Genomic DNA, 24353 nt, shown 5'->3' with positions numbered 1-24353 from the left:
GTCAGGGGCGGGCGGGGGCGGTGGACTCCCGGTAGACGAGTTCCATCGCGGTGCCGACGACCTCGGCCACCTCGTCTTCGGGGGAACTGGTCAGCAGCAGGTCGACGGCCCGGGCACCGAGTTCCTGCAACGGCATGCGCACGGTGGTGAGGGCCGGCACGAGATGCTCGGCCAGGGGCAGGTCGTGGACCGCGACGACCGAGACGTCTTCGGGGACGCGCAGGCCGGCCCGGCGCAGGGTGTCGAGCACGCCGACGGCCATGGCCACGTTGGCCACGAAGACGGCGGTCGCGCCGGGGCTCTTGCGCAGCAGTTCGGCCGTGGCCTCGGCGCCGCCGCGGGGGGTGTAGTCGCCGCGGGCGATGTCTTCCGCACGTACGGGATGGGTGCTGTTCTTCATCGCCTGGCGGTAACCGGTCGCGCGGCGGCGGGCCGTGTCGGCACCGAACGGGCCGGCCACGTGGACGATGTGGCGGTGGCCGAGCTCGAGGAGGTGCTCGACGGCGAGTTTGGCCGCCTGGGCGTCGTCGAGGATCACGAAGCGGTGGTGCTCGCCCGTGTCGCGGCGGTTGACCATCATCCAGGGCAGGCCCAGGCTCTCGAGTTTCTGCTGCTCGCGGGCGGTGGTCGGGCCGGCCAGCATGAGCCCGTCGACACGGCCCTGGCCGAGCAGGTCGAGGTAGCGGTCCATGCTGGAGTGGGCGCCGGTGGACGAGCCGGTCACCAGCACGTGACCGCGGGCCAGGGCGGCGCTCTCGGCACCGGTGATGATCTCGGCGTAGACCGGGTTGGCGAAGTCGGGGATGACCAGGCCGAGCGTGCCCGCCTTGGCGGTGCGCAGGCTGCGCGCGGCGACGTTGGGCCGGTAGCCCAGGTTGCTGATCGCCTCGAGCACCCGCTCGCGGGTGTCGGGGCGGATGACGAGGCTCGGGTCCGCGTTGACCACCCGCGACACGATCGCCTTGTCGACGCCCGCCAGCCGCGCGACATCCACCAACGTCACGCGACGCGTCGTCATCCCATGTCCCCCGTCCGAACCGGTGGTTGCACCAGCTCCAGCGTGATGTCGTCCGGGTCGGTGAAGTAACAGGTGTAACCGCCCCGGTTGATGCCCGCGGTGATCTCTTGCGGCGGGCTCACGAACCGCACGCCATTATCGACGAGGCGGGCGTGCTCGGCGAGCGCATCTTCCACACACATGGCCAGGTGCGCGGCGCCGGGGCGATGACGGTGGCCGGGACCGAACGGTTCGCCGCGCGGCGTACGGTATTCGACCAGCTCCAGATCGTGGGTCGAGAGCCCGCGGGGCTGGCCCGGCACCCGCAGCTGGGCGATGCGCAGGTCGGCGTCGTCGTAGCCGACCAGCCGGCGGGTGTAGTCGTTGTTCTGCTCCTGCTGGTGCACGAGCTCGAAGCCGAGCAGGTCGCGATAGAAGGCCACCGAGCGGTCGATGTCGGCCACCGTGAAGCTGAAATGCCAGACGCCTCTCATCCGGTGATCTCCACCAGCGCCGCCGCAACCGTGGAAGTCTGGGGCAGCACGGCCTGGGCCAGCTGTACCGCGGCCGGGATGCGCGAATCCAGAGCTCCGACACGGCGCGGCGCGGAGCGCAACGACACGCCCGACTCGACCACGCGGGCGACCACCTCGGCCCCGAACCCGCCGGTCAGATTCGCCTCGTGCACCACCAGCAGGCGACCCGTGCGCCGGACGCTGGCCAGCACCGCCTCGGTGTCGAACGGGTTGAGCCACACCGCCTCGATCACGTCGGCGCTGACGCCGGTCGAGTCGACCGCGGCCTCGACCGACGAGATGATCGCGCCCCACGTGACCACGGTGACGTCGTCGCCCGCGCGGCGCAGACGGTGCCCGCCGATCGGGGCGACCGGACCGCCGATCTGCACCTCGGCCTTGGCCCCGGCGTAGAGCGTGCGGTTTTCGATCACCACGACCGGGTCGTCGTTGGCGACCGCGGAGAGGGTGATGTCGTACGCGTCTTGCGCCTGCACCGGCATCGCGACCCGGATGCCCGGCACGTGCAGCAGCAGCGCCTCCAGATTCTGCGAATGCTGCGCGCAGGCCCCGGGTGCGTTGCCCTGCTGCGTCCGGATGGTCATCGGCGCCGACAGCCGGCCCTCGGAGACGTAGCGGACGTTGGCGGCCTGGTTCACGATCTGGTCGAACGCCACCAGCATGAAATCGGCCCACATGATCTCGACGATCGGGCGCCGGCCCATCATCGCCGCGCCGACCGCCGCCCCGAGCATCGCCGTCTCGGAGATCGGAGTGTCGAAGACCCTTTCCCCGTACGCCTTCCGCAGCCCCCGGGTCACCCCGAACACCCCGCCCGGCAGCGCGACATCTTCGCCGAACAGCAGCGTCTCGGGCATCTGGTCGAGGCAGCGGGCGAGCGCCGCGTTGATCGCCCCGCCGTAGGTGAGCTTGGCCGTCTCAGACATACAGGTGCTCCCGGGCAGTGGACGGGTCGGTGAGGGGCGCGGCCAGCGCGCGTTCGGTGGCGGCGGCGATCTCGGCGCGGGCCCGGCGCTCAGCCTCGTCGAAGCCGGGCAGATGACGCAGTCGCGCGAGGGGCTCGTCCTTCTCGTCGGCCTCGAGCTCGCCCGCCGGCCGGTAGGTCTGCGCGTCGCCGATGTAGTGCCCGGTGATCCGCCGCGTGAACGCCTCGATGAAGGTCGGACCGCGCCCGTGCTCGGCCGTGGTGATGGCCAGGCCGACCGCCGCCGCCACCTGGGCCGGGTCGTTGCCGTCGAGCCGGACGGCCGGGATGCCCAGCGCGTGGGCCCGGGCCGACAGGTCGGGGTTGCGGACCATGTCGTTGATCGGGGTGAGCTCGGAGTATTTGTTGTTCTCACAGACGAACACGACCGGCAGGTCGAGGGCCGCGGCCAGGTTCATCGCCTCGGTGACGCCGCCCTGGTTCATCGCGCCGTCGCCGAAGACGGTGAGCGCGACCCGCCCGCTGCCGTCGAACCGGGCCGCCAGCGCCGCGCCGACCGCGATCGGGGCTCCGGCGCCGACGATCGAGTTTTCCCCGTAGAAGCCGTATTCCGGTGCGGAGAAGTGCGCCGAGCCGCCGCGACCGCCGTTGACCCCGGTCTGCCGGTAGAGCAGCTCGGCCAGGATCTTTTCCGGCGGTACGCCCCGGGCCAGCGCCCAGCCGTGCCCGCGATAGGTGCTGAAGACCGCGTCGGGCCGGCGCAGCATGCGGCAGGCGCCGACGGCGACCGCCTCTTGACCGTTCTCGAGGTGGACCGACCCGACCACGTCGCCGGCCAGCCGGAGCTGGAGGATCGTCTCTTCGAGGATGCGGATCCGCCACATCTGGTGGAGATCGGCCAGTTGCTGGTTCATCTGCGGCTCCATCAGTCCATCTCCAGTCCGCCGTCGACGTTCAGCGCCTGGCCGGTGACGAACGAAGCGAGGTCACTGGCCAGGAAGACGACGGCGTGGGCCAGTTCGGCGGGGTCGCCGACACGGGCGAGCGGGGTGCGGTGGGCGACGTCGTCGAGGTAGCCCTGGCCGGCGCCGGGACCGAACTCGCGGTCACGGTCGGCCAGGATGCCCGACCACATGTCGGTGAGGAAGACGCCGGGGCAGACGGCGTTGACCCGGACGTCGGGCCCGTAGGCCTGCGCGGCCGACCGGGTGAGCGAGAGCAGCGCGGCCTTGCTGGCGGCGTAGTCCATCGCGTTGGGCCGCCCGGACCGGCCGGCGACCGAGCTGAGCGTGACGATGCTGCCGCCGCCGGTCTGCCGCATTCGCTCGGCCGCGGCCCGCAGGGTGTGGAAAACTCCGGTGAGGTTGACGTCGAGCGTCCGCTGCCACTCGGTGTCGGTGATCTCGGCGGGCGGCCGGGTCTTCATGACACCGACCGCGTTGACCAGGATGCGCAGCGGCCGACCGGTGAGCGTGGCCGCCTGCTCGGGCGCCTCGCGGCAGGTCAGCGGGTCGGAGAGGTCGACGCCGAGGGTGTGCACGCCGGCGCCGAGCTCGGCCGCGGCCTTGTCGAGCCGCTCACCCGGCAGGTCGGCGATGACCACAGTCGCCCCGGCCTCGAGCAGGGCGGCCGCGACCGCCTTGCCAAGCCCGCCGCCACCCCCGGTGACGAGGGCCGCCCGCCCCTCGAGGTCCACTCGCATGCGCCCGCCCCAGAGTCGTTCAATCGTTTGACCGACCCTAGAGCGAGCGCCGTCGAAACGTCAAGAAGGTTCGGCGAAGTCGAATCCGAGCGCCCGATAGCCCGGCCGCCGGCTACGCAGGGCGGCATCCAGGATCGGGACCTCCCGGTCGTGGTAGTCGTGCACCTCCGCGACCCCGGCCGCCCGGAGCACCCGCCCGGCGCACTGGACCAGCAGCCCGTCGTACGAGATCGGCGCGGCCAGGAAGAGCGTGTCGAGCCCCGGCGCGCCCGGACCGGCGAAGGTCATGGTGCCGACGACCAGCACGCCGTCCCCGGCCGCGACCCGGGCCAGCCGTTCGGCCGCGGACCCGCGGTCGACCGAGCTCATGCCGCCCCGCAGCGGCAGCGCCGACCGGCCCCGCGCCGCCAGCAGCGAGACGAGGATGGCCACATGGGCGACCCACCGCGTCAGGACCAGGCAGTTCCGGCCGCGGTCGAGCGCCGCGACCACATCGCCGACGATCTGGGCGTTACGCGCCTCGTCCGCGACCAGGGCCCGGTTCAGGGCCGCGGGCGGCAGGTCGCGCCGGAACTCCGTGTCGTGGATGAACACCAGCCCCATGCTTCACGACTATAGGCGCTCAGCAACCCTGCTTGCGCCTAGGGGACGGCTTTCCCGCGTACGGGAAACCGGTCTTGATCCTGCTGGGCGGCCAGCAGGCGGGAGATCTCGTCAGCGCTCATCGGCTCGGCCAGGTGGAAGCCCTGGCCCAGGGTGTAGCCGAGCTCGCGCAGGGCGGCCACCTGCTCGGGGCTCTCGATCCCCTCGGCCACCGTGTCCAGGCCGAGGGCGTGCGCGAGCTGGATCACCGCCCGGGCGACGGCCTTGCGGGCGTCGGCGGCAGCGGGCTGACCGTCGTCGATCTCGATGCCGTCCACGAACGACTTGTCGAGCTTGACGATCGCGGCCGGGAACGCGCGCAGCAGGCTCAGCGACGACTCCCCGGTGCCGAAATCGTCCAGCGCGAGGCGGATGCCCATGCTGTCGAGGGCGTAGAGGGCCCGGGAGACCTGCTGGCCGCGGAGCACGGCCGACTCGGTGACCTCGAGAACCAGCCGCTCGCAGGGCAGCCCGCTCTCGGCCAGCACGGCGCTCACGTCGTCGACGAAATCGGGGTCGTGCAGCTGGCGGGCCGAGACGTTGAGCCCGGCCTCCTTCAGCGCGTCCGGACCGAACTCGGCCAGCCACGCGGCCGCCTGCCGGCACGTCTCGCGCAGCACCAACCGGCCCAGCGGCACGATCAGGCCGGTACGTTCGGCGGCCGGGATGAACTCGCCCGGCCCGACCACCCCGCGGGTCGGGTGATGCCACCGGACCAGCGCCTCGACCCCGATCACGCGGCGCCCGTCGAGCCGCACGATCGGCTGGTAGACGACCCGGAACTCGTCGTTGTCGAGGGCCCGCCGCAGCTCGCCGCCGAGTTGCATGTGGGCCAGGACGGGCTCGCCCATGCCGTCCACGTAGCGTACGAAACCCGCCTTGCCCTGCTGCTTGGCCTCGTACATGGCGACGTCGGCGTCCCGCAGGATCGAGTCGAGCGTGACCTCCGGCCCGGACACGGCGATCCCGATGCTGGCCTGCACCAGCAGACGGTGCTCGCTGATCGGGTGCGAGAGGGCCGCCACCAGCCGTTCGGCCAGCTCGATGGCGCCGGCGCCGGCCTCGGTCAGCACCACCGCGAACTCGTCGCCGCCGACCCGGGCGGGCAGACCCCGATCGCCCACCTCGGCCTGCAGCAGCCGCGCCACCGAGACCAGCAGCCGGTCGCCGACACCGTGGCCGAGCAGGTCGTTGACCGCCTTGAAATCGTCCAGGTCGATGAGCAGCACGGACGCCGGGGAGCCGCTCTCGAGCACGGTCGCCAGCCGCTCGCGGAACAACGCCCGGTTGGCCAGGCCGGTCAGCCCGTCGTGGCTGACCTCGTATTGCAGGCGTTCCTCCTGGACCCGCTTGTTGCGCAGGAGGCGGGCATTTTCCCGGTACGCGAGGTATTGCCGCACCATCACGAGGGCGGTCACCACCACCGCGGCGATCAGCACCACCCGCACCGGCCAGCGCAGCGGCGCCCCGAACGCCACCGCGATCAGCGGCACGTCGACCAGGATCAGGGCCAGGTAGGGCAGCAGCACCCCGACCCGGGCCGGTTCGCGGGGCGGCCCGTGATCGACGCGGCTCTGCGCGGCCACCCCGAGCGTGATCAGCACCGGCGCCAGCGGCATCACGATCGCCTGGGCGGGCACCGTGGCGAGGTAGCCGTACTGCACCGCGAGCACGGCGTCGACCCCGGCAGGAACGCCGCCCGCGGCCGCGATGAACCGGATGGCGACCCGGTCGACCGGCCCGCCGGCGATGTAGGACACCTTGGTCGCGGCCCCGACGGCCACGATCAGGGCCAGCCCGACCAGCACCATCGCCTGCCGGCTCCACGGCTCGCGGGCGGACAGCATCGGGGCCAGCCCGAGATACCACAACGCGGCCGAGCAGCCCAGGAACGCGATCACCCGGTCGAGCACCATGCGCCAGCGCTCGATGCCGCCGGCCGCGACGACGACCGGCACCCGGGCCAGCGCCCAGATGGCGATCAGGAAGCCGAGGACGGCGAAGGCGGCCGCCGGCGGGGTCATGCTGCGGGTGCGGACCTCGTCGGCGTGGGCGAACATGTCCACGGCCATCCAGGTGTAACCGACCGTGATCGAGCTGAGCGAGTAGAAGGCGGCCCGCCAGAACCGGCGCGCGGCCGGATTCTCCCGGCGGATCAGCCCGTGCACCGCAGCCGTCGCGAGGGCGGTGCTGATCGGCACGAAGATGTAGGCGACGACCTCGGCGCCGATGCCGAAGCCCAGGTAGGCCACGCACCAGACGGTGCCGAGCGCGGCGACGGCGACGGTGGCCTGCACGTAGCGGCGGGCGGTCATCCTGACCCCCACCGGCACCGTCGCTTGAAGCGCTTCCCGCGTCACGCGCCCGACCCTAACGGGTCTTTTGTGGAGTGAATCTCCCCCGAAGGGTTGCCAAGGTAGGGTCGTCCGCGTGGACTTGGAGGCCGTCGCGTCCCGTCTCGGGGTGCCGTTCGAAGAAATCGACCGTGTTCACCGTCTCGCGGGCGACCTCCCCTCGGCGCCCCTGCCCTCGGCTGATCTGCTGGACGGGCTTGCCGTCCGGCCTGACGACGCCGCCTCCCTCCGCGCCGGCTGGCCCTCCCCCGCGTGGACACCCGAGCTGCACTGGCTGCTCGACCGCTCGATCGCCCTGGTGCGGGCCGACCTCGGCGGTCACGAATGGCTCGCCCCCGGCCCTTCGGTGGGGCGTTATTTCGCGTACGGCTATCTCGCGCTGGTCGACGTGGTCCGCGCCTATCACCGCGAGCGCGAGATCCCCGACGCGGTCTCATGGGCGACGCTCGCCGATTTCGGTCGTAATCTCGCCGTCGACCGGCGCATGAACGGCGAAGGCTGGCCGATCATGCAGGCCTGGCTGACCCTGCACGTGCGCGGTGGCCTCTACGAACTGGGCCGCCTGCAACACCAGCGCGGCGAGACGATCGGCCTGCACATCCCGGAGTCGGGCCCGCTCAGCCCGTTATCGGTGCAGGAATCGCTCGACCAGGCTCGCGAGTTCTTCCCGCGTCACTTCCCCGAGGAGCGCTACACCGAGTTCTCGTGCGGCTCGTGGCTGCTCGACCCGCAATTACGGGAATACCTGCCGGCCGAGTCCAACATCGTGCGCTTTCAGGAGCGTTTCACCCTTTCCCCGTACGAGGAACCGGTGGGGCTGGACGCCGATGTCGAGGTGAAGCGATTCGTGTTCCGCACGTTGTCGACGCCCCTCGACCAGCTCCCCCGCCGCACCGCCCTGCAACGCGCCGTCCTCGACCATTGGTCGGCGGGCCGGCAGTTCCAGTGGCGCTACGGCACTTTCCCGGTCTAGAGCAGCAGCGGGATGACGGCCACGTAGGCCAGGCCGAGCAGGACGCCGTGCCCGCGGGTCAGGCGTCCACCGCGGAGCAGCAGCCCGCCGGCCAGCAGCGCACCCGCGACCATGACGACGACGAGTGCGAGCGCGCCGTGCGCCGGGCGGCCGCTGTCGGCGAACCCGATCACCGCGCCGCCGGCCAGGCTGTTGAACAGGTTGCTGCCGAACAGGTTGCCGACCACCAGGCCGGACTCGCCACGGCGCTGGGCCTGCACGGTCGTGACGAGCTCGGGCAATGAGGTGCCGATCGCGACCAGCGTGAACCCGATGACGGTCGGCGACACCCCGAGCATGGTCGCCGTCGCGGAGGCGCCGACGACCAGCATCTGCGCGCCGGCCAGCACCCCGGCCAGGCCGAGCACCGTACGAACCGAATCGGTCCGCCACGATCCGGTCGGCTCCGCCGTTTCGACCTCGGGCGCCGTGGTCCGGGCCCAGCGGATCAGCAGCCACAGCGCGGCGGCGCAGGCCACGGTCAGCACCACCGCGCTGCCGACACCGAGACCGGCCAGGGCGAGCAGACCGAACAGCACCACTCCGGTGACGGCCAGCGGCACCTCGCGCCGGATCACCGACGCCGCGACCGGAACCGGGGCGATGACCGCGGCGATGCCGAGGAGCAGGCTGAGGTTGAGGATGTTCGACCCGACGATGTTGCCGACCGCCAGCCCGACCTCACCGCGGGCCGCGGCCAGCCCGGACACCAGGAACTCGGGCATCGACGTGCCGAGCCCGATGATGACGACGCCGATCACCACCGGGCTGATCCGCAACCGGCGGCCCAGCCGCGACGACCCGAGCACGAGGTGGTCGGCCGCCACGGTCAGCAGGACGAGACCGGCCGCGGCGAGCAGAATCTGGACGATCATGGCGGACCTCCGGCCGACGGCGAATCATCACGCCGACCAGGCTTCCCGGCACACCATCAGCGACCATATCGGCCGCCCGCAACACCTCAGCGGTAGTAGCCGTCGTTGTCGCAGGTCTTGCGCTGGAGGACGCAGTTCTTGACCCGCTTGTTCATGGCGTCCGGGTCCCACATCACGAAGGCGTCGCCGTGGAACGAGGACGCGCTCTTTCCCTGCGGGTCGGAGGACAGGTAGTAGCCCGCCTTGGTGCCCTTCGCGCCGTACTGGATGTCGAACGTGATGGCGGGGATGCGTACGGGATGGCTCGACGGGCAGCCGTTCTCATTTCCGTACGCGATGTGGTCCTTGTGGTTGGGGCTGTCCAGGTGCTTGCCGTCCCAGCAGTCCGGGAACTGCAGCATGAAATGGAAGGTGGCCGGTTCGCCGCAGATCGGCCAGTTGCCGTTCTCGCTGCGGGCGATGCCGTCGAGGTCGCCCGGGCCGTAGAAGGCGCAGTAGAACTGACCCTGAGCGCCGCGCGGCGTCGGCACCTTCTTCTTGGCGTCGCCGGCGATCATCCGCAGGCCGTTGGGCATCGGCTTGATGTCGTCCGACTTCTGCCGCAGCGACCGGTAGTAGACCCGGAACCCGGTCGTCTCCACGGGCTTGTTGCTGCCCGCCTCGTAGAGCGTCGGCACCCAGTACGCCGAGTGGTCGACCACGGGCTTGCAGGTGCTCGCGGTGAACTTCATCAGATCACCGGCGGTGGTGTCGGCGTCCACCGCCTTGTTGCCGACGAACGAGTGCATGTGCGACGCCCCCGGCAGACCGGGGAAGACGATCGGGTCGTCGGCGCGGCGGTGGCTGTACTTGCAGTCGGCCCGGAACTCCGGCAGGTTTCCCACGCCGGACGGGACGGGGTCGGTCTTGCGCGCTTTGTAGGCGTCGACCTGCTTCTGATAGGCCGCCTGGTCGACGAAGATCCAGCCACCCTTGGGCGCCGGCGCACCGGAGCCGGCGGCGGGTGCTTTCGAGGCGCTCGGAGCGCTGGACGGGGCGGCCGAAGACGGCTTGCCGGCTGAGGCCGATGGCGAGGCCGCCGCTGTCGTCGCCGTGGCCGGCGCACCTGTGGTGGCGGTCGCGGCGACAGGCGACGCGGCGCCGGCCTTGGATTCGGATCGACTGCCCGCGAGCGAGACGGCCGCCACTGACACGGCTACCGCCACGACGGCCACCCCGGCACAGGCGATCGTCACGGCTCGCGTCGACCGCCGCCGATGACGCGTCGGGCCGGTCGTCGGGTTCGTCACGGGTTTCTCCTCACGAGTCCGGTCTTGACCACCGGACAGGGAGACGTCCCCCGTCACCGCCGATAACAGAAACCGCTGCGCTCTATTCAGCGGGCGGGATGAGCCTGACGTTCGGGAGGACGGCCGCCCGCTCCTCCGTCGTCGAGTCGAACGACAGCATCTCGGCGCCTTCCGGAATGCCGACCCGGGACAGGAAAATGCCGTCAAGTCCCACGTCGCACCACAGGGTCGCGAAGCCGATCCGGCTCTCCGGATCACCGGTGTAGGTGATGGTCATTCGCCCACCGTCACCGTCCGGGCAAGCCACCGAGACCTCTTCCGGCCAAGCGTCGCGAATCTTCGTGAAAACGTCGAACCACGCCTCCCACCGGCGCTGAGCTTCTGTCACGTCAGGCATGTCCTTCACTCCGCCTCAAGCAGGTGCTTGTGGGTCTGCCACCAACGCGCTTCATAGAACTCACGCCCCGGACCTGAGCCTCGGCGGTTCTTGTCCAGCGAGAACCGGACGCCGTCCATATCCAGGCCGTACTTCTCCGCGACAGCCAGGACGTTCTCGCGGCTCATCAGGATCTTCTGGCCGTTGCGGACGATACTGTCGCCCTCACGGTGCAGTCCCAGCTCACCGTCCGCTGCTTTCGGACGTCCTGCTTGCGCGACGGTGGCGACCGAACCCTCAGCCTCGGCGACATTGGCGGCTGGCGTCAGTGTTCGACGAGGACTTTCTGCTCGGGCTTTGCGGATTCGGGGGGCTCACCCTTGTTGCGGCGCAGCGCCAAGCGGAAACGGCGACGCTCGCGTGTGCTGGTGGCGGTGTAGAGCGAAGCCGCCGCCACCAGGACGGTGCCCTGGACGACGTTCTGGTAGTTGGAGCCGATGTTCAGCACGTTGAAACCGTTGCTCAGCGTGAACAGGATCAGCGTGCCGACGACCGACTTGGCGACGTAGCCGGAACCGCCGAACAGGGAGGTGCCGCCCAGCACCGCGGCCGCGATGACGGTCAGCTCGCCGCCGGTCAGGACGGTGGGGTCGACCGAGTTGAAGCGGCCCGCGTAGAGCACCCCGACCATGGCGGCCACGGTGCCGTTGACCACGAAGGCCACCATCTTGTAGCGGTCGACGGCGATGCCGGACAGGCGGGCCGCCTCGGGGTTGCCGCCCACGGCGTACAGGTTGCGGCCGACCACCGTGAAGCGCAGCACCAGGGCCGTGACCACGGCGAGCACCAGCATGATCCAGACGGGTGCGGTCTGGGTGAGCATCAGCGGGCGGAACACGGCCAGCAGGATCAGGGCCAGGCCGGCGAACCACAGGCCGGCCGTCGACACGACCGAGGATCCGCGCCGGACAAGAACGAAAGCGCCGGCGATCAGGAGCGCGCCGACAGCGATGGCCGCCCAGAGAGGCAGGGTCCAGCGGGCCGTCGCGATATCGAGCAGGGTCGTGTCGGTCGCGGTGATGCTCTGGCCGTCGAGGATCGCCTGCACGACTCCACGAACGGCGGTCAGCGTTCCCAGCGTCACGATGAAGGCGTTGACCCCGAGCTTCTGCACCAGCACCGCGTTGACCAGGCCGACCAGCGCCCCGGTGATGAGGGCGGCCAGCAGCGCGACCACCGGCCCGTACGAGTCGATCGTCTTCAACGCCACCGTGCCCGCCAGCGCCGCCGTGGACGCCACCGACAGGTCGAAGTTGCCGCTGATCAGCACCACGGTCATGAAGATGGCCAGGATCGCGATGAGTGCCGACTGGTCCAGGATGTTGCTGAGGTTGACGCTGCTCAGATAGCTCGGGCGGCCCTGCACGGCCGACGTGATGGTGAGGATCGCGACGAGCGCGATGAGCGCGTACACGACTCCGGCCGCCCGGGGCGCCAGCGAGCGCCGCCACGAACTGTTCATGCTGGTTGCCCCTCTTTCAGGCCACTGGCGAACGCCGTGACCTCGTGCAGGTCGGTGTCGGCGACCCGCAGGTCGGCCACGATCCCGCCGCGCCGGATGACCAGGATCCGGTCGCAGGCGGTGAGCAGTTCCTCGAACTCGCTGGAGACCATCAGGACCCCGCGCCCGTCGTCGGCCAGCCGCCGGACGAGCTGCAGGATGTCGGCCTTGGCGCCCACGTCGACGCCGGCCGAGGGCTCGTCGAGCAGCAGCACCCGGGCCGGCCCGTAGACCCACTTGGCGAACACGACCTTCTGCGCGTTCCCGCCGGACAGCTCCCCCACCGGCGAGTCGGCCGACCCGGCCACGATCCCGAGGTCGCCGACGGCCTGATCGGCCAGCGCGCGCTCGCGCGACGAAGACGGCAGCCACCGCCGCCACGACATGCTGCTCAGGTAGGGCAGGGAGATGTTGCGCCAGATCTCCCAGTCCCGCACGAACCCCTGGCGGGCGCGGTCTTCGGGCACGAGCGCGAGCCCGGCCTGGACCGCCGCGCGGGGCGAATGACGTACGGGATGATCATCGACCCGCACCTCGCCCGTGCATGCCGGATCGGCCCGGTAGATCGCCGACAGCAGCTCGGTTCGCCCGCTGCCGAGCAGCCCGGCCAGCCCGACCACCTCGCCCTGGTGAACAGTCAGGTCGATAGGTCCGAAATGTCCAGACGAGGCGAGCTGCGTGACCGACAAAACGGGCGGGCCGAAGGAGCGCACAGCCGGCGATTGCTCTTCCATACGAGCCAGCCGCTTCCCGACGATCGCGGTGACCAAGCTTTCCACCGTCACGTCGGCGGTCGGTGAGTCGACCACCACGAGCCCGTCGCGCAGAACGGTCAGGTGATCGGTCAGCGCCATCACCTCGTCGAGGAAGTGTGACGTGTAGACGAACGTCGTCCCCGCGTCGCGCAGCCGCCGCACCGAGCGGAACAGCACCTCACGCTCGGCCGGCGACAGGGCCGCGGTCGGCTCGTCGAGCAGCACCACAGCCGGGTCGCGGGCCAGCGCCTGCAGGATCGCGACCATCTGCCGGGCGCCCACCGACAGTTCGGAGACCAGCTCGCCCGGGTCGAGTTCGTAGCCGACCCGCTCGCACAGCGCCAGCAGCTCGGCGCGGCGGGCGGCGGCGTCCCACCGTTTCGTCTCGCGCCGGCCGAGGAACACGTTTTCCACCACGGTCATCGCGTCGACCAGCGGGGTGTGCTGATGCACGGCGGCCATGCCGGCCTCGAGCGCCTGGCCGGGTTGCGACCAGTCGACGGCCGCGCCCTTCCACTCGACCGTGCCCGCGCTCGCCTGCTGCCAGCCGGACAGGATCTTGATCAGGGTGGACTTGCCGGCCCCGTTGGCGCCGATCAGGCCGTGGACCGTACCCGGCAACACCCGCATCGAGACGCCGCGCAGGGCCCGGGTGCCGCTCGTGTACGTCTTTTCGACGTCACGAACGGCCAGAACCGGAGCGGTCGTCACCATTGCGGCGTGCACGAGTCGACGTTGGCCTTGGTCACGCCGGGGGTGTCGTAGAAGGTGGTCTTGGGGGCGCCGGTCAGCTTGCCGGTGACCGCGTCGTGCAGCATCTGCACGGCCATCTCGCCCGAGTCGTACGGCTTGTAGCAGACCGTGCCGAGCAGCGTGCCGTCCTTGACGCCCGCGATGCCGGCCGCCGAGCCACCGACGCCGATGATCTTCGCCTGGGAGTTGGCCGACTTCACGGCCGCGGCGCATCCGACGGCCATGTCGTCGCTGATCGCGTAGATCAGGGCCAGGTCGGGCGTGGCGGCCAGAATGTTCTGGCAGGCGGACTGACCGTCCTGCTTGGTCCAGTTGCCGGGCTGGGTGGCGACCACCGTGAACCCGCCCTTGGCGTCGAGCGCGGCCTTGAACTTCTCGACCCGCGTGGTGTTCTCGTCGAAGCCCGGAGCGCCGGTGATCACCGCCACCTTGCCGCCGCTGACCTCCTTGACGGCCAGGTCACCGGCCGTCTGACCGGCGCCCTGCTCGTTCTCGGTCACGATGAACTTCAGTTTCGCGTACGGGTCGGAGACGTCCCGATCCGAGCCGACGTAACCGTGCGCCGTGCCGACCGGGATGTTCGCGTTCGCCGCCTGGTCGACCAGCGCCTGGCCGGGCCCGGGGGCGAGCGGCACCAGGATGATGCCGTCGACCTTCTGCGCGATCAGGTCCTGCACCTGGCTGGCCTGTTTCTGCTGGTCGCCCTGGGAGTCGAGGGTGACCAGCTTGATGCCGAGCTCGTCGGCCTTGGCCTTGGCCCCCTTGGCCAGCGCGGCCGGGAAGGTCACCGACTCCTGCTGGTTGGCCAGGCCGAAGGTGAGCTGCTTGGCCGGGGCGGACGCGCCGGCCGGGGTGCTCTCGGACGGGGACTCGGTGTCGCAGGCGGCGGCGCCGACGAGCAACAGGCTCAGGCCGGCGGTGGCGGCCAGGCTCCGGGAGAAGTGCATCGGGGTGCTCCTTGAAAAAGTCAGGCGCGCCACTCGGTGAGGGCGGCGTCGCAGATCTTGCGGGCGGAACCGACGTAGGAGGACGGCTCGGGAAGGGTGTCCGCGATCGTGGACCAGGTGACGTCCCCGACCTTGGCGCGTACGGCGTCACGCAACGACGACCCCTCGGATCGGGAGTCGCGCACCGCGCCGTACACCAGCTCGTGTGCTTTGTCCCGGCCGAGGGTGGCGGCCAGGGCGATCATGTAGGCCTCGGCCATCAGCCGGCCCCCGTCGAGCCGGAGGTTGGCCTCCATGCGCTCGGGGAAGACCCGCAGGCCGTGGGCGATGGCGGCCGCGGCGCGCAGGGCCCCGGCGGCGGCGGTGAGCGTGGCCGGCACCGCCTGCCACTCGACCTGCCACTCGCCGGCCGCGCGCTCGTGGCCGGCCTCGAGGGCCCGCAGCACGGCCTGCGCGTTGGCCTCGGCCATCACGCCGAATCCGACGGCCAGCTCGGACGAGATCGGGTTGGCCTTCTGCGGCATGGTCGAGGAGGCGCCCCGGTACATGCCGTCGGCCTCGGCGATCTCGCCGACCTCGGTGCGGGACAGGTCGACGACCTCGCGACCGAGCCGCACGCCGGTGGCCGCGGCGAGCGCGGCCGCCTGGGTCAGCTCGCCTATCCGGTCGCGGGCCACGTGCCACGGCGCGGCGGTGTCGGCCAGGCCGAGCCGGGCTGCGAGGTCGGTGCGGACGGCGTCGGCGGCGTCGCCGAGCGCGGCCGAGGTGCCGCCGGCGCCGAACAGGGAGACGACCGAGACAGCGTCGCGGGCCCGCGTGAGGCGGGCCCGGTGCCGGGTCATCTCGCCCAGGAAGACGGCCATCTTGGCGCCGAAGGTGGTGGGCACGGCCTGCTGGGCGTGGGTGCGGCCGGCCATCACGGTGCCGGCGTGCTGCTCGACCAGCCCGGCCAGGCCGTCGCCGACCACACCGGTCAGCTCGAGCAACCGGGTCGCGGCGTCGCGGACCTGCAGGGCGAGGGCACAGTCCATGATGTCCTGCGTGGTGGCGCCGTAGTGCACGAACGCCGCGTCACCGTCTTCGAGCGCCGCGCAGATCATCCGTACGAGCGGAAAGATCGGATAGCCCACGTTGGCCGACTCGGTCCACAGCCGGGGCAGGTCGATCACGTCGGCCCGGCAGGCCTGGGCGATGCGCTCGCCGGTGGCCGCGTCGATCACCCCGGCCACCGCCAGCGCCCGGCCGAGCTCGGCCTCGACCCGCAGCCAGTCGGCGACGGCCCGCTCCTGCGAGAAGACGGCGGCCATGGGCTCGTCGCCGCCCAGCTGCGTCAGAAGGTCGAAGGCCACGGTGTGCTCACTCTCGGATCGCTCAATCGTTTGAACGATGCGAGACTATGACGCAGCCCACGCCGCGGGCAACCGTTTGAACGGGAGATTTTTTCCGAAGTGTTAAGCGACGCGCAGAACAGTGACCAGGAAGTCGGATTCCGGCGTGCAAGGCCGCAGGTCCCAGGTGCCGAGCCGCAGGTCGGTGGTCAGGCCGGCGGTGGCCGTGTCGGCGCGGAAGTCGTCGAAGTCGTACCCACGCCCCGAGCCGAATCCGACCACGAAGCGCCCACCGGCCCGCAGGTGGCGCCCGGCCCGGCGGAGAATCTCGACGCGGGTGCTGGGCGCCACGAAGGTCATGACGTTGCCGGCGCAGACGATCAGGTCGAACGGCTCGGGCAGATCGAGCCGGCTCAGGTCTCCCACCAGCCACTCGGCTCCCGGGTGATCGGCCCGGGCGGCCTCGATCAGCACCGGATCGAGATCGACCCCGACCACCTCGTGCCCGGCGCCGGCGAGATAGCCGCCGACCCGCCCGGTGCCGCAGCCGGCGTCGAGCACCCGGGAGCCGCGGGCGAGCATCGCGTCGACGAAACGGGCCTCGCCGTCGAGGTCGGCCCCCGACTCGGCCATCTTCCGGAAGCGGTCGATGTACCACTGCGAGTGGTCCGGATTCTTGCCGAGCAGCTCGAGCCAGCCGTTCTGATCACTCATTTCCCCGATGCTATCCGGCGGCCCGCTTCACCAGGTCAGCGATGCGCGACTCGACCTCGGGGGTGAGCTCGCCGATCGCGCCGGCCGCACCGCTTCTCGAAAACTGATCAGTCGCGGGCCCGGTCGAGCACCTCCTCGGCGGTCAGCGGGCTGCGCGGGTGATGGGTCAGCGACAACGGCGTCCGGACCTTGCGGGGTGCGGCCCCCTCGGCCGCCAGGTAGAACTCGCCGGTGGTCAGGCGGGAGATGTCGGGGACGTCACCGCCCTTGGCCTTGGCCATGTCGCGGGCCGCCTCGATCTGGATCGGGCTGTTCATCAGGCCGTACAGCTGGGTGGCGGCGTTGCCCGGGATCCGGTTGTGCAGGCCCTTCGGCGCCTGGGTGGCGAAGATCAGGCCCAGGCCGTACTTGCGGGCCTGCGCGACCAGCGCCAGCGTGCTCTGCGTGCAGGCGGTCAGGGCGCCGGACGGGGCGAACGTCTGCGCCTCGTCCATGATCAGCAGACCGAGCAGGGGGCGGTCGCCGGCCGGGTTCCGCTTGATCCAGGCGAACAACGCCATCTGCAGCTGGTTGACGAAGCTCTGCCGGGCGTCGTCCGAGGGCAGGCCGATCAGGCTGATCACCGAGACCCGGGCCCGCTTGCCGTCGGCCGGGGTCAGCAGCAGGCCGGGATCCATCGGCGTGCCCTCGCCGCCGAAGAGCGGATCGTTGACCATCGCGGCCGTCAGCGTCTGCGACAGACCCAGTCCGATCTTGTCGGCGCCGTCGATGTCGATCAGGTCGTCGGGCAGGTCGCCCAGCGTGTCGATCAGCCCCTGGAGCCGGCTGCCGCCGCGCCGGCCGTAATGCTCGACCGCCTTGCGCAGGACGGCCAGGCCGAGCTGGGCCTTGTTGGTGCGGCCGGTGACGCCGGCGCGCGGGGCGAGCGAGGCCACGGCCGCCTCGACCGCTTCGGCGAACTCGTCCGCGTCGTCGCGCACGCTGCGGAAGTCGGGCAGCGGCTGAAAGCTGAGCGGTCGTCCGGCGGCGCGCCGCGGGGTCCAGACGACAATGTCGGTGTTCGCCAGGTAGTCGGCGGCACGGCCGGGGTCGTCCGGGCGCCAGGCGGTGGGCGGTTCGGGCCAGGCCTCGCCGAGCCGGGCCAGGTCGTTGTTGGGGTCGAGCACGATCGCCGAGACGCCCTGCAGGGCACATTCCTCGACGATGCGCCGGATCAGCACCGTCTTGCCCGAACCCGACCCGGCGAAGACCGTCGCGTGCTTGCGGAGGGCCTCGAGCGGCAACTGGGCCGCGAGCCCGTCGTCATAGCCGTATCCGACCGTGAACGCGGGCCCGTGCACCGTCGGCGGGGAAACCGGCGGCGAGGCTTTTTCCCGTACGGGGGAAGGAAGTTGATCTGTCTGGGACACGCTCGCCAGCGCCTGCTGCAGGAACGTGAGCCCGTGCGCCGGTTGGCGCTGCGTCAGCCAGCCTTGCAGCTCCGATGTGGTCTCGGCCAGCATCACCCGCAGCGCCGACATCGTCCGCAGATCGTCCTCGTTCAGGCCGAGCGTCATCCCGCCAGACTGCTCCAGCTTGTCGAGCGCGTTCCTGGTGGCCTGCCCGGCCGTCCACTTCCCGTTGCGCAGCAGCACGAGCCGCCGGTTCGGAGCCTCGACCGCCGCGGCCACCGACGCCTTCCGGATGCGAGCCAGCGCCGCGCTGTGGTGGTGCTCGTCGCTGATCGCCCGGAAGGACCAGTGCGCCTGGTCGTCGGTCTGCTCGTTGAGGATGAGCTTCAGCCGGGCGTGCAGCGGCGGATCGTTGCTCGGCGGTCCGTCCACATCGAACCCGGTTCCGGCGTCTCCGTGCTCGAGGATCCAGGCGGTGAGCCCGGCCGCGAGCAGCGGAGGCACCGCCGTGTTCTCGGTCTCGCGGCCGAGCGGCGTGATCACGTCGGCCGCCTTCCGCAGTTCGGCGAACCGCGCGTCGAAGCCGTCGAGATCGCCGCCTGTGTCAACCGGCTGCTGGGTGCCCAGTTGACCGAGAACGCCCACTTCGGCGGCGTCCAGACACCCCCGTACGTGGGAATCGATCTCTTTCAACAGCTGACGCGGGGTGTAGCGACCGGCCCCGGTGAAGGCCGACGCGGCGATCGGCCAGGACGGGAACGGCGGCGCGAACCCGGCCTCGCGGTAACGCAGCGCGAACCGTTTCTCGACGATCGCCCGGGCCAGCTCGTCGTCGTTGATGCGCTGCAGCGGCGGCGTGAGCCGGAACCGGTCGGCCACCGTGTCGGTCGCGGCCGTCGAGATGATCGTCCACGAGTTCGGGATGCAGGCCAGCACGGTCAGCGTCCGGCGGGTGATCTGGCGCAGCGTCATCAGGCCGTCGGCCATCCGGGCCAGCATCAGCGCCTGCTCGGGGTCCACCACCGACATGCGGGCCAGGGTCGGGTCGCTCTGCACCGCGACCTGGGCGATCAGCGTGTCGATCTGGTCGATCGCGATCACCGACGGGCCGGTCAGGGCGAGCAGCCACGACAGGTCCTGCACGATGAGCTGGGCCGGCCGGGGCTGGCGGCGCATGCCCCAGACGTGGCGCTCGCCGGCCACATTTTCCTCGCCCGAGAGGAAGTAGTTCTCGGCCAGGTCACGGTGGGCGACGTCGTCGGAGGCGCTCAGGGCCAGCGCCCGGGCCGTCTCCTGACTCGACCGCGCCACCTGCCGGTCGAACGCGCCCAGCCCCTCGACGAACGCGTCGAGATCCTCCCGGGTCAGATCGGTCTGCCCCATCACCGCTCGACGCGACTTGCGGGGCGCCCCGACCATGGCCGAGAGCCGCTGCAGCAGCAGGGTCAACTGTGTCTCGCCGCCGGTGCCGGGCACGGGCCGGGCCAGCCCGTCGAGCATCGCGGCGAGCACGCTGTCCCAGAATGTGCCCGCGTCGAGCAGTCCGACGAGGAAGAAGTAGCCCTTCCGCTCGTGCACGCCCTGCCGCACCCGGCCCAGCAGATGCGTCTTGCCGGAACCCCGCGACCCCTGCACGACCAGACCCAGCGGACTCGCGTCCCGGCTGGTCTCGGCCTCGCCGAACCCGTCGGCGATCTCGCGCAGCGCGGCCAGGTGCAGCCCCTCGACGTGGAACGGCAGCGGACGCCAGATGTCGTCCGGCACTGGCGCCCAGTCGAATCGCAGCGACTTGAGCGCCGCCCGTTCCGCCTCGTTCATCAGACGATCGCCAGCAGGTGGTTCTCCTGCCCGCCGAGCTGCAGGGCCGCATCGTGGTCGGCCGTGGTGAGCGTCTTCTGGTTCGACTCGGGAACGATCGTGGCTGTCCCGTCGTCACTGAGCCGGCCGAGCGCGTCGTCGACCTCGGCCCGGGGCACCTCGGCCAGGAACGGTCGCAACCGCCGCAGACTCACCCACTCGCCCGGCTTGCCGGCCAGCGCGTGGTAGGTGCTGACGATCCGCGGGCGCAGGTCGGCGTCGTGCGTCGCGCGCATCTCGCTGCGGGCGAACAGTTCGGTCAGGTTGGCCGCACCGCTGCGCTCGACGATCCGGTCCCTCGTCTGGGTGTGCAGCGCGTTCAGGGCGGCGCCGAGAGCGGTCTTTCCGAACTGGAAATCGCTCTGCATCCGGACCCAGCCCTTGTCGTCGAGCTGGAGTGCCGTGGTGCGGCCGCTGCGGCGACTCGACACGTAATGCAGCCGGGCCAGTTTGTCGCGATAACTCTTCCTGACGTCGAGCCCGTACCGGTCCCGCAATTCGGTATTGAGCACCTCACGCGCCTCGACCATCAGCACCACGAGAATCGCGGCCTCCGAAGGGGTCAGGTCATCGCCGGCCATGGTCGTGTCCTTCCGAGTTGTCCCGCCGGCTCCGCACAAAGGTTCCGATCTGATGAACCACGGCGCCGACGTCGTACCTGATCCGGGCATTGGTGAAACGGAGAACGGCATAACCGTCCAGCTGAAGTTGCACGTCGCGGCGGCGGTCGGCCTCGAAACGGACCGGGTGGCAATGCTCGGGCCCGTCGATCTCGACCACACAGCGAACATCCGGCCAGAGCAGATCCAGCCGTACGGGTGGGGTGAGCGCATTCGTGGAATAGGTGGCATTCCACCGGCGCCCGATCGCCCATGGTTCACCGGCCAGGGCCGCTTCGAGAGCCGATTCGGCTTCACTCGCGTGGTGCGGGCGTCCGGCGTCGGGCCGGTTCTTTTCCCGTACGGGTTCAGTCGCGGAGAAGTCGACGATGCGTTCGCTGCCGGCGCCGACGAGCCAGACAGCCGGTCCGCCGTTGTGCACGAGCCATTCGGCCCCCGCGATCATCGCGTCGCTCTTGCACCCGTTGATCAACAGGACGGTGCGGCGCCGGTCGAACGCGTGGGCGACCAGGCGAGCGAGTTCGCGCGCCCGGATGCGCAACGGTAGCGGCGTGGCCGGCCGGCGCCCGGTGAGGGCGAGCAGGGCGAGATCGACCAGGAACGTCCGGGGGAAGCGGCTCTTGGCGGCCCGATCAGTGGCGAGCAGACGGGCCGCGGCCAGCCCACCCACGTCGGGCCGGGCGGCATCGGCCTCGGGCAACCAGGCCGGCAGCAGTTCGACGGCCACCCGCTCGAGATCGGCCACCGCGGCCGAGACGAAGTCACCCGGCGTGCGGCACCCCGGCGGCACCCGCATGACGAGCGGCGCCAGATCATCGCGGCCGCCGGCGATCGACTGCGCGAGATCATCGGCGCCGACCCCGGAGAGCGAGACCACGCGGTCGAGAGGAACGTCCGCGACGATCAGTGGTCCGCTCCCTCTCTCCGGTGGTTTGCGAACAGCCTACGAATACGATCTTCGAATTGCCACACCACAGGTGTGACGCTTTTCTCGCCGAACAGCCCATTGCATTCCGGAACTGTGACGCTTGTCCCAGCTCAGAGCCGTTCAACCATCATTCCGGACCGGCACTCACATGATCGCCCGAATGATCGTGGAAATACCTTTCCGGCGGAGTCCACACCAGAGTCGCGGCTCCGAACTCCGGGGCCTCAGCGGCACATGCGGCCCGATCGACACCACAGCAAATTGATCAATTGACATTCATTGCTACCGTCTTTCCGGTGCCGACACGCCCACGCGGTCACGGCGGATCCAGCGGCGACCCGCCGGACGGGCCGCCGCCGAACAGTTCCCGGCCACGCGGTGCGGGCGGGGGCAGGCCGGCTGACAACATCGCCGCCGCACAACAGTCGACTCAGCACGTGGCGCTGCAGGGTCGGGCCGGCTCGGGCGCGAACACGCCCACAGGTCGCAGTAACGCCCCGGCACGCAGCACGGAGGACCTCTCGCTGGCCGAGGTCATGCGTAAATATGACCAGCTAGGTGCCGACCCGCCGAAGTTCGACATCCGAGAGAACGACGCCGCTCATCCACGCGCACACACACTCGATCGACACGGCCACGACATCCCGCTTCATCGCGATCCGGGTCAGAAGACCGTGGAGGGTCGCATCTACGGCGATACCGGGTGGACCGGGCCGGAAAATCAGTCGTTCAAGTGGGACAGCCCCACAGTGATGACCCGCGAGGTGAACGAGTATGTCCAGCGCAACTGGGACGAGATCCGAAGTGACCTGGCCATGGACGGTGTACACGAGGCTCGTTTCAACGCCGGTCACCGTGTCGGCGAGGGATTCATGAACGGCGGCATGTACGGCTTCGGTCCACGCCAAGCCGAATACCTACCGGCCAGCCTGGTCAAGATGCGCATCAGACTCGTGGAAGGCTCCGACCCGGCCCAGCCGTACATCGTCAGCGCCTTCCCGGCCGGACATTAGGGTGAACGGCATGGATGCCTCCCAGATCCCCGAGCCGCTGCGGGCGCGCATGGCTGAGATGGACGCGCGCTCGCCGGTGGAGAAGGTGGGCTGGCTGCTGCGAGCGCACGTCGCCGACACCGACGGCCCGGCCGAGATCCGTGAAGAGCTGGGTATGACCGCGCGCCACAGCGCCCGCTCGCTGAACCAGGCGCTCGAGGCCATCGACACGTTGCTCACCCACGAGCAGCCGCCCAACACCCTGCTCTACCTGGTTGCCGGTGACGGGGGTCGCCCGCTCGACGACGACCCGACCGACCGCGGCGCCGCCGCCTATCTGCGCGAGCTGGCGGTCATGGTCCGGGAAGCCATTGACTCGGCACGATAGGACTGAAGGGTGACCGAGCCTCTTCTGGACCCGGACAGCTCGCGCGAATATCTGCGCGACTGGAAAGGGCGCGTCGACCGGGCCGCCGCGGCCGCGCAGGCGATGAGTGAGCGGCTGGCCGACGCTCGGATCAGTGCGACCGACGGCAACGGGCTGGTCGAGGTGACCATCGACTCGAGCGGTGTGCTGGTCGGCGTGCGGTTCACCGATCGGGTTCAGCGGGTCGCTCCCGATGCTGTCGACCGGGCTGTGATGACGGCGTTCGAGAGTGCCCGGCGAAAAGCGGCCCGGCTCAGTCGCCAGATCATCGACGAGACGATGGGGCCCGACTCGATCGCGGGGCGGGCCATCGCGGAGCGGCTGGGGGCGGTCGATGAGTGACGGGTTCTCGGTCGACGCCCAGCAGATCCGGGCGCACGCAGCCAAGGTCGAGGCCGTGGAGATGCGGTTCGCCGCCGTGAAAGCGGCCAGCTCCGCGATCGTGGCCGACCATGCCGCGTACGGACTGCTCTGTGGGTGGATGGCGGGCATCCTCGAGGCGCGGCACACGAAACAGAACGAGCTCTACGCGTACGTGGAAGAGAATCTCCGCCTGGCCACGGACGCGCTCGTCCGGACGAGCCAGGACTACGAGATCGCCGACGACGCGGCCGCCGAGCGGGTGCGCAAGGCGGGCGGGCACGGATGACGAATCTGATCGCCGTCGCGTCGACCAGTTCGGGCACGTCCGGGGCGTCGCTGGTCGACAGCTTCCAGGGGTTGCACCAGACGATCGCCGGGGGCAGCTGGGTCGACCAGGCGCTGGCCGGTGGGGCGTTCGCGCTCGAGGCCGCGTCGGCCGTGATCGACCCGTTCAGCGCGCTGCTCTCCAACGGGCTCGGCTGGGCGATGGAGCATTTCGAGCCGCTGCGCGAGATCCTGGACAAGCTCGCGGGCATGCCCGACCGGGTCGCCGCGCACGCCGCCACTTGGCAGAACATGGCCGGTGAGCTGGCCGCGATGTCGGCCGACCTGCAGGGTGCGCTGGCCGCCGACCTGCCCGACTGGACCGGCCCGGCCGCGACGACGTACCAGAGCCTGATGGCCAGCAACGTCGACGCGATCGGTGGGCTGTCGTCGCTGGCGGCCACCATGTCGGTGTCCACCGAGGCGGCCGGCAACCTGGTCATGTTCACCCGCGACATCGTCCGCGATCTGATCGCCGACCTGGTGGCGCGGGTGATCGTCTGGGCCGCCGAGTCGCTGCTGGTGGTGACCATCCCGATCGTGGCCGCGCAGATCGCGTCGGCCGTGGTGAAGTGGGCCGGGCGCATCCTCGGCTACACAACGGCGCTGGTCACGAGCCTGACCAACCTGACCCGGCTGGTGAACGGATGACCCGGTAACCATCGCGCCACGTAACCGTGTCATC

At 70.6% G+C, this 24353-nt stretch carries 25 protein-coding genes; 6 read left to right on the top strand and 19 right to left on the bottom strand.

Annotated elements, in window-relative coordinates; genetic code table 11:
* Position 1: 1 nt before the first annotated feature.
* The 7 genes from KOI35_RS40760 to KOI35_RS40730 are packed head-to-tail and all read right to left on the bottom strand — an operon-like array spanning position 2 to position 7162.
* Positions 2 to 1018, bottom strand: coding sequence for a LacI family DNA-binding transcriptional regulator (locus KOI35_RS40760; RefSeq protein ID WP_215795003.1), 1017 nt, complete (start codon positions 1016 to 1018; stop codon positions 2 to 4).
* A complete protein-coding gene (locus KOI35_RS40755) occupies positions 1015 to 1491 on the bottom strand; it encodes a VOC family protein (protein WP_215795001.1) in 477 nt (158 codons plus the stop codon). The genes KOI35_RS40760 and KOI35_RS40755 overlap by 4 nt, the downstream gene beginning before the upstream one ends.
* Positions 1488 to 2459, bottom strand: coding sequence for an alpha-ketoacid dehydrogenase subunit beta (locus KOI35_RS40750; protein WP_215794999.1), 972 nt, complete (start codon positions 2457 to 2459; stop codon positions 1488 to 1490). Before KOI35_RS40750 ends, KOI35_RS40755 begins: the two co-directional genes overlap by 4 nt.
* The gene (locus KOI35_RS40745) at positions 2452 to 3384 is read right to left on the bottom strand and encodes a thiamine pyrophosphate-dependent dehydrogenase E1 component subunit alpha (protein WP_246614583.1); all 933 of its coding nucleotides are present in this window, start codon (positions 3382 to 3384) and stop codon (positions 2452 to 2454) included. The genes KOI35_RS40750 and KOI35_RS40745 overlap by 8 nt, the downstream gene beginning before the upstream one ends.
* Complete coding sequence (locus KOI35_RS40740; protein WP_215794997.1) at positions 3384 to 4160, bottom strand: SDR family NAD(P)-dependent oxidoreductase; 777 nt, start codon at positions 4158 to 4160, stop codon at positions 3384 to 3386. The genes KOI35_RS40745 and KOI35_RS40740 overlap by 1 nt, the downstream gene beginning before the upstream one ends.
* A 60-nt stretch (positions 4161 to 4220) precedes the next feature.
* Complete coding sequence (locus tag KOI35_RS40735; RefSeq protein ID WP_215794995.1) at positions 4221 to 4763, bottom strand: DEAD/DEAH box helicase; 543 nt, start codon at positions 4761 to 4763, stop codon at positions 4221 to 4223.
* Between the two features lie 38 nt (positions 4764 to 4801).
* Positions 4802 to 7162, bottom strand: a complete 2361-nt coding sequence (locus KOI35_RS40730) for a putative bifunctional diguanylate cyclase/phosphodiesterase (RefSeq protein ID WP_308121373.1) — start codon at positions 7160 to 7162, stop codon at positions 4802 to 4804.
* 70 nt (positions 7163 to 7232) lie between these two features.
* On the opposite strand from KOI35_RS40730, the gene KOI35_RS40725 reads away from it, so the two are divergent.
* Entirely contained in the window at positions 7233 to 8129 is an 897-nt protein-coding gene (locus KOI35_RS40725; RefSeq protein ID WP_215794993.1) for an acyltransferase domain-containing protein, read from the top strand.
* Here the strand turns inward: KOI35_RS40725 and KOI35_RS40720 are convergent.
* From KOI35_RS40720 to KOI35_RS40665, 12 genes are all read right to left on the bottom strand, one after another.
* Positions 8126 to 9043 carry a sodium:calcium antiporter gene (locus tag KOI35_RS40720; protein ID WP_215794991.1) on the bottom strand — a complete coding sequence of 306 codons (918 nt, stop codon included), beginning with the start codon at positions 9041 to 9043 and terminating at the stop codon, positions 8126 to 8128. The genes KOI35_RS40725 and KOI35_RS40720 overlap by 4 nt on opposite strands.
* 86 nt (positions 9044 to 9129) lie before the next feature.
* The gene (locus KOI35_RS48045) at positions 9130 to 10332 is read right to left on the bottom strand and encodes a DUF1996 domain-containing protein (RefSeq protein WP_215794988.1); all 1203 of its coding nucleotides are present in this window, start codon (positions 10330 to 10332) and stop codon (positions 9130 to 9132) included.
* Between the two features lie 82 nt (positions 10333 to 10414).
* Positions 10415 to 10609 carry a hypothetical protein gene (locus tag KOI35_RS40710; protein WP_215794986.1) on the bottom strand — a complete coding sequence of 65 codons (195 nt, stop codon included), beginning with the start codon at positions 10607 to 10609 and terminating at the stop codon, positions 10415 to 10417.
* Between the two features lie 125 nt (positions 10610 to 10734).
* Positions 10735 to 10896, bottom strand: coding sequence for a hypothetical protein (locus KOI35_RS40705; RefSeq protein WP_215794984.1), 162 nt, complete (start codon positions 10894 to 10896; stop codon positions 10735 to 10737).
* A 137-nt stretch (positions 10897 to 11033) separates the two neighbouring features.
* Complete coding sequence (locus KOI35_RS40700; protein WP_215794981.1) at positions 11034 to 12230, bottom strand: ABC transporter permease; 1197 nt, start codon at positions 12228 to 12230, stop codon at positions 11034 to 11036.
* Positions 12227 to 13750 carry a sugar ABC transporter ATP-binding protein gene (locus KOI35_RS40695; protein WP_215794979.1) on the bottom strand — a complete coding sequence of 508 codons (1524 nt, stop codon included), beginning with the start codon at positions 13748 to 13750 and terminating at the stop codon, positions 12227 to 12229. The genes KOI35_RS40700 and KOI35_RS40695 overlap by 4 nt, the downstream gene beginning before the upstream one ends.
* A complete protein-coding gene (locus tag KOI35_RS40690) occupies positions 13732 to 14724 on the bottom strand; it encodes a sugar ABC transporter substrate-binding protein (protein ID WP_215794977.1) in 993 nt (330 codons plus the stop codon). The genes KOI35_RS40695 and KOI35_RS40690 overlap by 19 nt, the downstream gene beginning before the upstream one ends.
* Before the next feature lie 20 nt (positions 14725 to 14744).
* On the bottom strand, positions 14745 to 16073 hold the full coding sequence (locus KOI35_RS40685; RefSeq protein WP_215794975.1) for a lyase family protein: 1329 nt from the start codon (positions 16071 to 16073) through the stop codon (positions 14745 to 14747).
* Positions 16074 to 16175: 102 nt separating this feature from the next.
* Positions 16176 to 16766: a class I SAM-dependent methyltransferase gene (locus KOI35_RS40680; RefSeq protein WP_215794973.1), complete on the bottom strand. Its 591-nt coding sequence runs from the start codon at positions 16764 to 16766 to the stop codon at positions 16176 to 16178.
* Between the two features lie 107 nt (positions 16767 to 16873).
* Positions 16874 to 19975, bottom strand: a complete 3102-nt coding sequence (locus tag KOI35_RS40675; RefSeq protein WP_215794971.1) for an ATP-binding protein — start codon at positions 19973 to 19975, stop codon at positions 16874 to 16876.
* Positions 19975 to 20595, bottom strand: coding sequence for a hypothetical protein (locus KOI35_RS40670; protein WP_215794968.1), 621 nt, complete (start codon positions 20593 to 20595; stop codon positions 19975 to 19977). The genes KOI35_RS40675 and KOI35_RS40670 overlap by 1 nt, the downstream gene beginning before the upstream one ends.
* Positions 20582 to 21511 carry an endonuclease domain-containing protein gene (locus tag KOI35_RS40665; protein WP_308121372.1) on the bottom strand — a complete coding sequence of 310 codons (930 nt, stop codon included), beginning with the start codon at positions 21509 to 21511 and terminating at the stop codon, positions 20582 to 20584. The genes KOI35_RS40670 and KOI35_RS40665 overlap by 14 nt, the downstream gene beginning before the upstream one ends.
* Positions 21512 to 21999: 488 nt before the next feature.
* On the opposite strand from KOI35_RS40665, the gene KOI35_RS40660 reads away from it, so the two are divergent.
* From KOI35_RS40660 to KOI35_RS40640, 5 genes are read left to right on the top strand one after another with little or no spacing between them, the layout of a single operon-like run.
* Positions 22000 to 22575: a hypothetical protein gene (locus tag KOI35_RS40660; protein WP_215794966.1), complete on the top strand. Its 576-nt coding sequence runs from the start codon at positions 22000 to 22002 to the stop codon at positions 22573 to 22575.
* Positions 22576 to 22585: 10 nt separating this feature from the next.
* Positions 22586 to 22942 carry a hypothetical protein gene (locus KOI35_RS40655; RefSeq protein WP_215794964.1) on the top strand — a complete coding sequence of 119 codons (357 nt, stop codon included), beginning with the start codon at positions 22586 to 22588 and terminating at the stop codon, positions 22940 to 22942.
* A 9-nt stretch (positions 22943 to 22951) separates the two neighbouring features.
* Complete coding sequence (locus tag KOI35_RS40650) at positions 22952 to 23323, top strand: YbaB/EbfC family nucleoid-associated protein (protein ID WP_308121371.1); 372 nt, start codon at positions 22952 to 22954, stop codon at positions 23321 to 23323.
* A complete protein-coding gene (locus KOI35_RS40645) occupies positions 23316 to 23630 on the top strand; it encodes a hypothetical protein (protein WP_215794962.1) in 315 nt (104 codons plus the stop codon). The genes KOI35_RS40650 and KOI35_RS40645 overlap by 8 nt, the downstream gene beginning before the upstream one ends.
* Positions 23627 to 24319, top strand: a complete 693-nt coding sequence (locus KOI35_RS40640; RefSeq protein WP_215794960.1) for a WXG100 family type VII secretion target — start codon at positions 23627 to 23629, stop codon at positions 24317 to 24319. The genes KOI35_RS40645 and KOI35_RS40640 overlap by 4 nt, the downstream gene beginning before the upstream one ends.
* Positions 24320 to 24353: the final 34 nt, after the last annotated feature.

The organism is Paractinoplanes bogorensis (assembly GCF_018829635.1).
Taxonomy (GTDB): Bacteria; Actinomycetota; Actinomycetes; order Mycobacteriales; family Micromonosporaceae; genus Actinoplanes; species Actinoplanes bogorensis.
Note: the sequence above shows the minus strand (reverse complement) of the source record. Positions and strands in the feature narration are given on the sequence as shown.

What these genes read in the sequence shown, in the direction of transcription:
- KOI35_RS40760 (WP_215795003.1), bottom strand. Translation starts at nt 1,018, where the DNA reads ATGACGACGCGTCGCGTGACGTTGGTGGATGTCGCGCGGCTGGCGGGC.
- KOI35_RS40755 (WP_215795001.1), bottom strand. Translation starts at nt 1,491, where the DNA reads ATGAGAGGCGTCTGGCATTTCAGCTTCACGGTGGCCGACATCGACCGC.
- KOI35_RS40750 (WP_215794999.1), bottom strand. Translation starts at nt 2,459, where the DNA reads ATGTCTGAGACGGCCAAGCTCACCTACGGCGGGGCGATCAACGCGGCG.
- KOI35_RS40745 (WP_246614583.1), bottom strand. Translation starts at nt 3,384, where the DNA reads ATGGAGCCGCAGATGAACCAGCAACTGGCCGATCTCCACCAGATGTGG.
- KOI35_RS40740 (WP_215794997.1), bottom strand. Translation starts at nt 4,160, where the DNA reads ATGCGAGTGGACCTCGAGGGGCGGGCGGCCCTCGTCACCGGGGGTGGC.
- KOI35_RS40735 (WP_215794995.1), bottom strand. Translation starts at nt 4,763, where the DNA reads ATGGGGCTGGTGTTCATCCACGACACGGAGTTCCGGCGCGACCTGCCG.
- KOI35_RS40720 (WP_215794991.1), bottom strand. Translation starts at nt 9,043, where the DNA reads ATGATCGTCCAGATTCTGCTCGCCGCGGCCGGTCTCGTCCTGCTGACC.
- KOI35_RS40710 (WP_215794986.1), bottom strand. Translation starts at nt 10,609, where the DNA reads ATGACCATCACCTACACCGGTGATCCGGAGAGCCGGATCGGCTTCGCG.
- KOI35_RS40705 (WP_215794984.1), bottom strand. Translation starts at nt 10,896, where the DNA reads ATGAGCCGCGAGAACGTCCTGGCTGTCGCGGAGAAGTACGGCCTGGAT.
- KOI35_RS40700 (WP_215794981.1), bottom strand. Translation starts at nt 12,230, where the DNA reads ATGAACAGTTCGTGGCGGCGCTCGCTGGCGCCCCGGGCGGCCGGAGTC.
- KOI35_RS40690 (WP_215794977.1), bottom strand. Translation starts at nt 14,724, where the DNA reads ATGCACTTCTCCCGGAGCCTGGCCGCCACCGCCGGCCTGAGCCTGTTG.
- KOI35_RS40680 (WP_215794973.1), bottom strand. Translation starts at nt 16,766, where the DNA reads ATGAGTGATCAGAACGGCTGGCTCGAGCTGCTCGGCAAGAATCCGGAC.
- KOI35_RS40675 (WP_215794971.1), bottom strand. Translation starts at nt 19,975, where the DNA reads ATGAACGAGGCGGAACGGGCGGCGCTCAAGTCGCTGCGATTCGACTGG.
- KOI35_RS40670 (WP_215794968.1), bottom strand. Translation starts at nt 20,595, where the DNA reads ATGGCCGGCGATGACCTGACCCCTTCGGAGGCCGCGATTCTCGTGGTG.
- KOI35_RS40655 (WP_215794964.1), top strand. Translation starts at nt 22,586, where the DNA reads ATGGATGCCTCCCAGATCCCCGAGCCGCTGCGGGCGCGCATGGCTGAG.
- KOI35_RS40645 (WP_215794962.1), top strand. Translation starts at nt 23,316, where the DNA reads ATGAGTGACGGGTTCTCGGTCGACGCCCAGCAGATCCGGGCGCACGCA.
- KOI35_RS40640 (WP_215794960.1), top strand. Translation starts at nt 23,627, where the DNA reads ATGACGAATCTGATCGCCGTCGCGTCGACCAGTTCGGGCACGTCCGGG.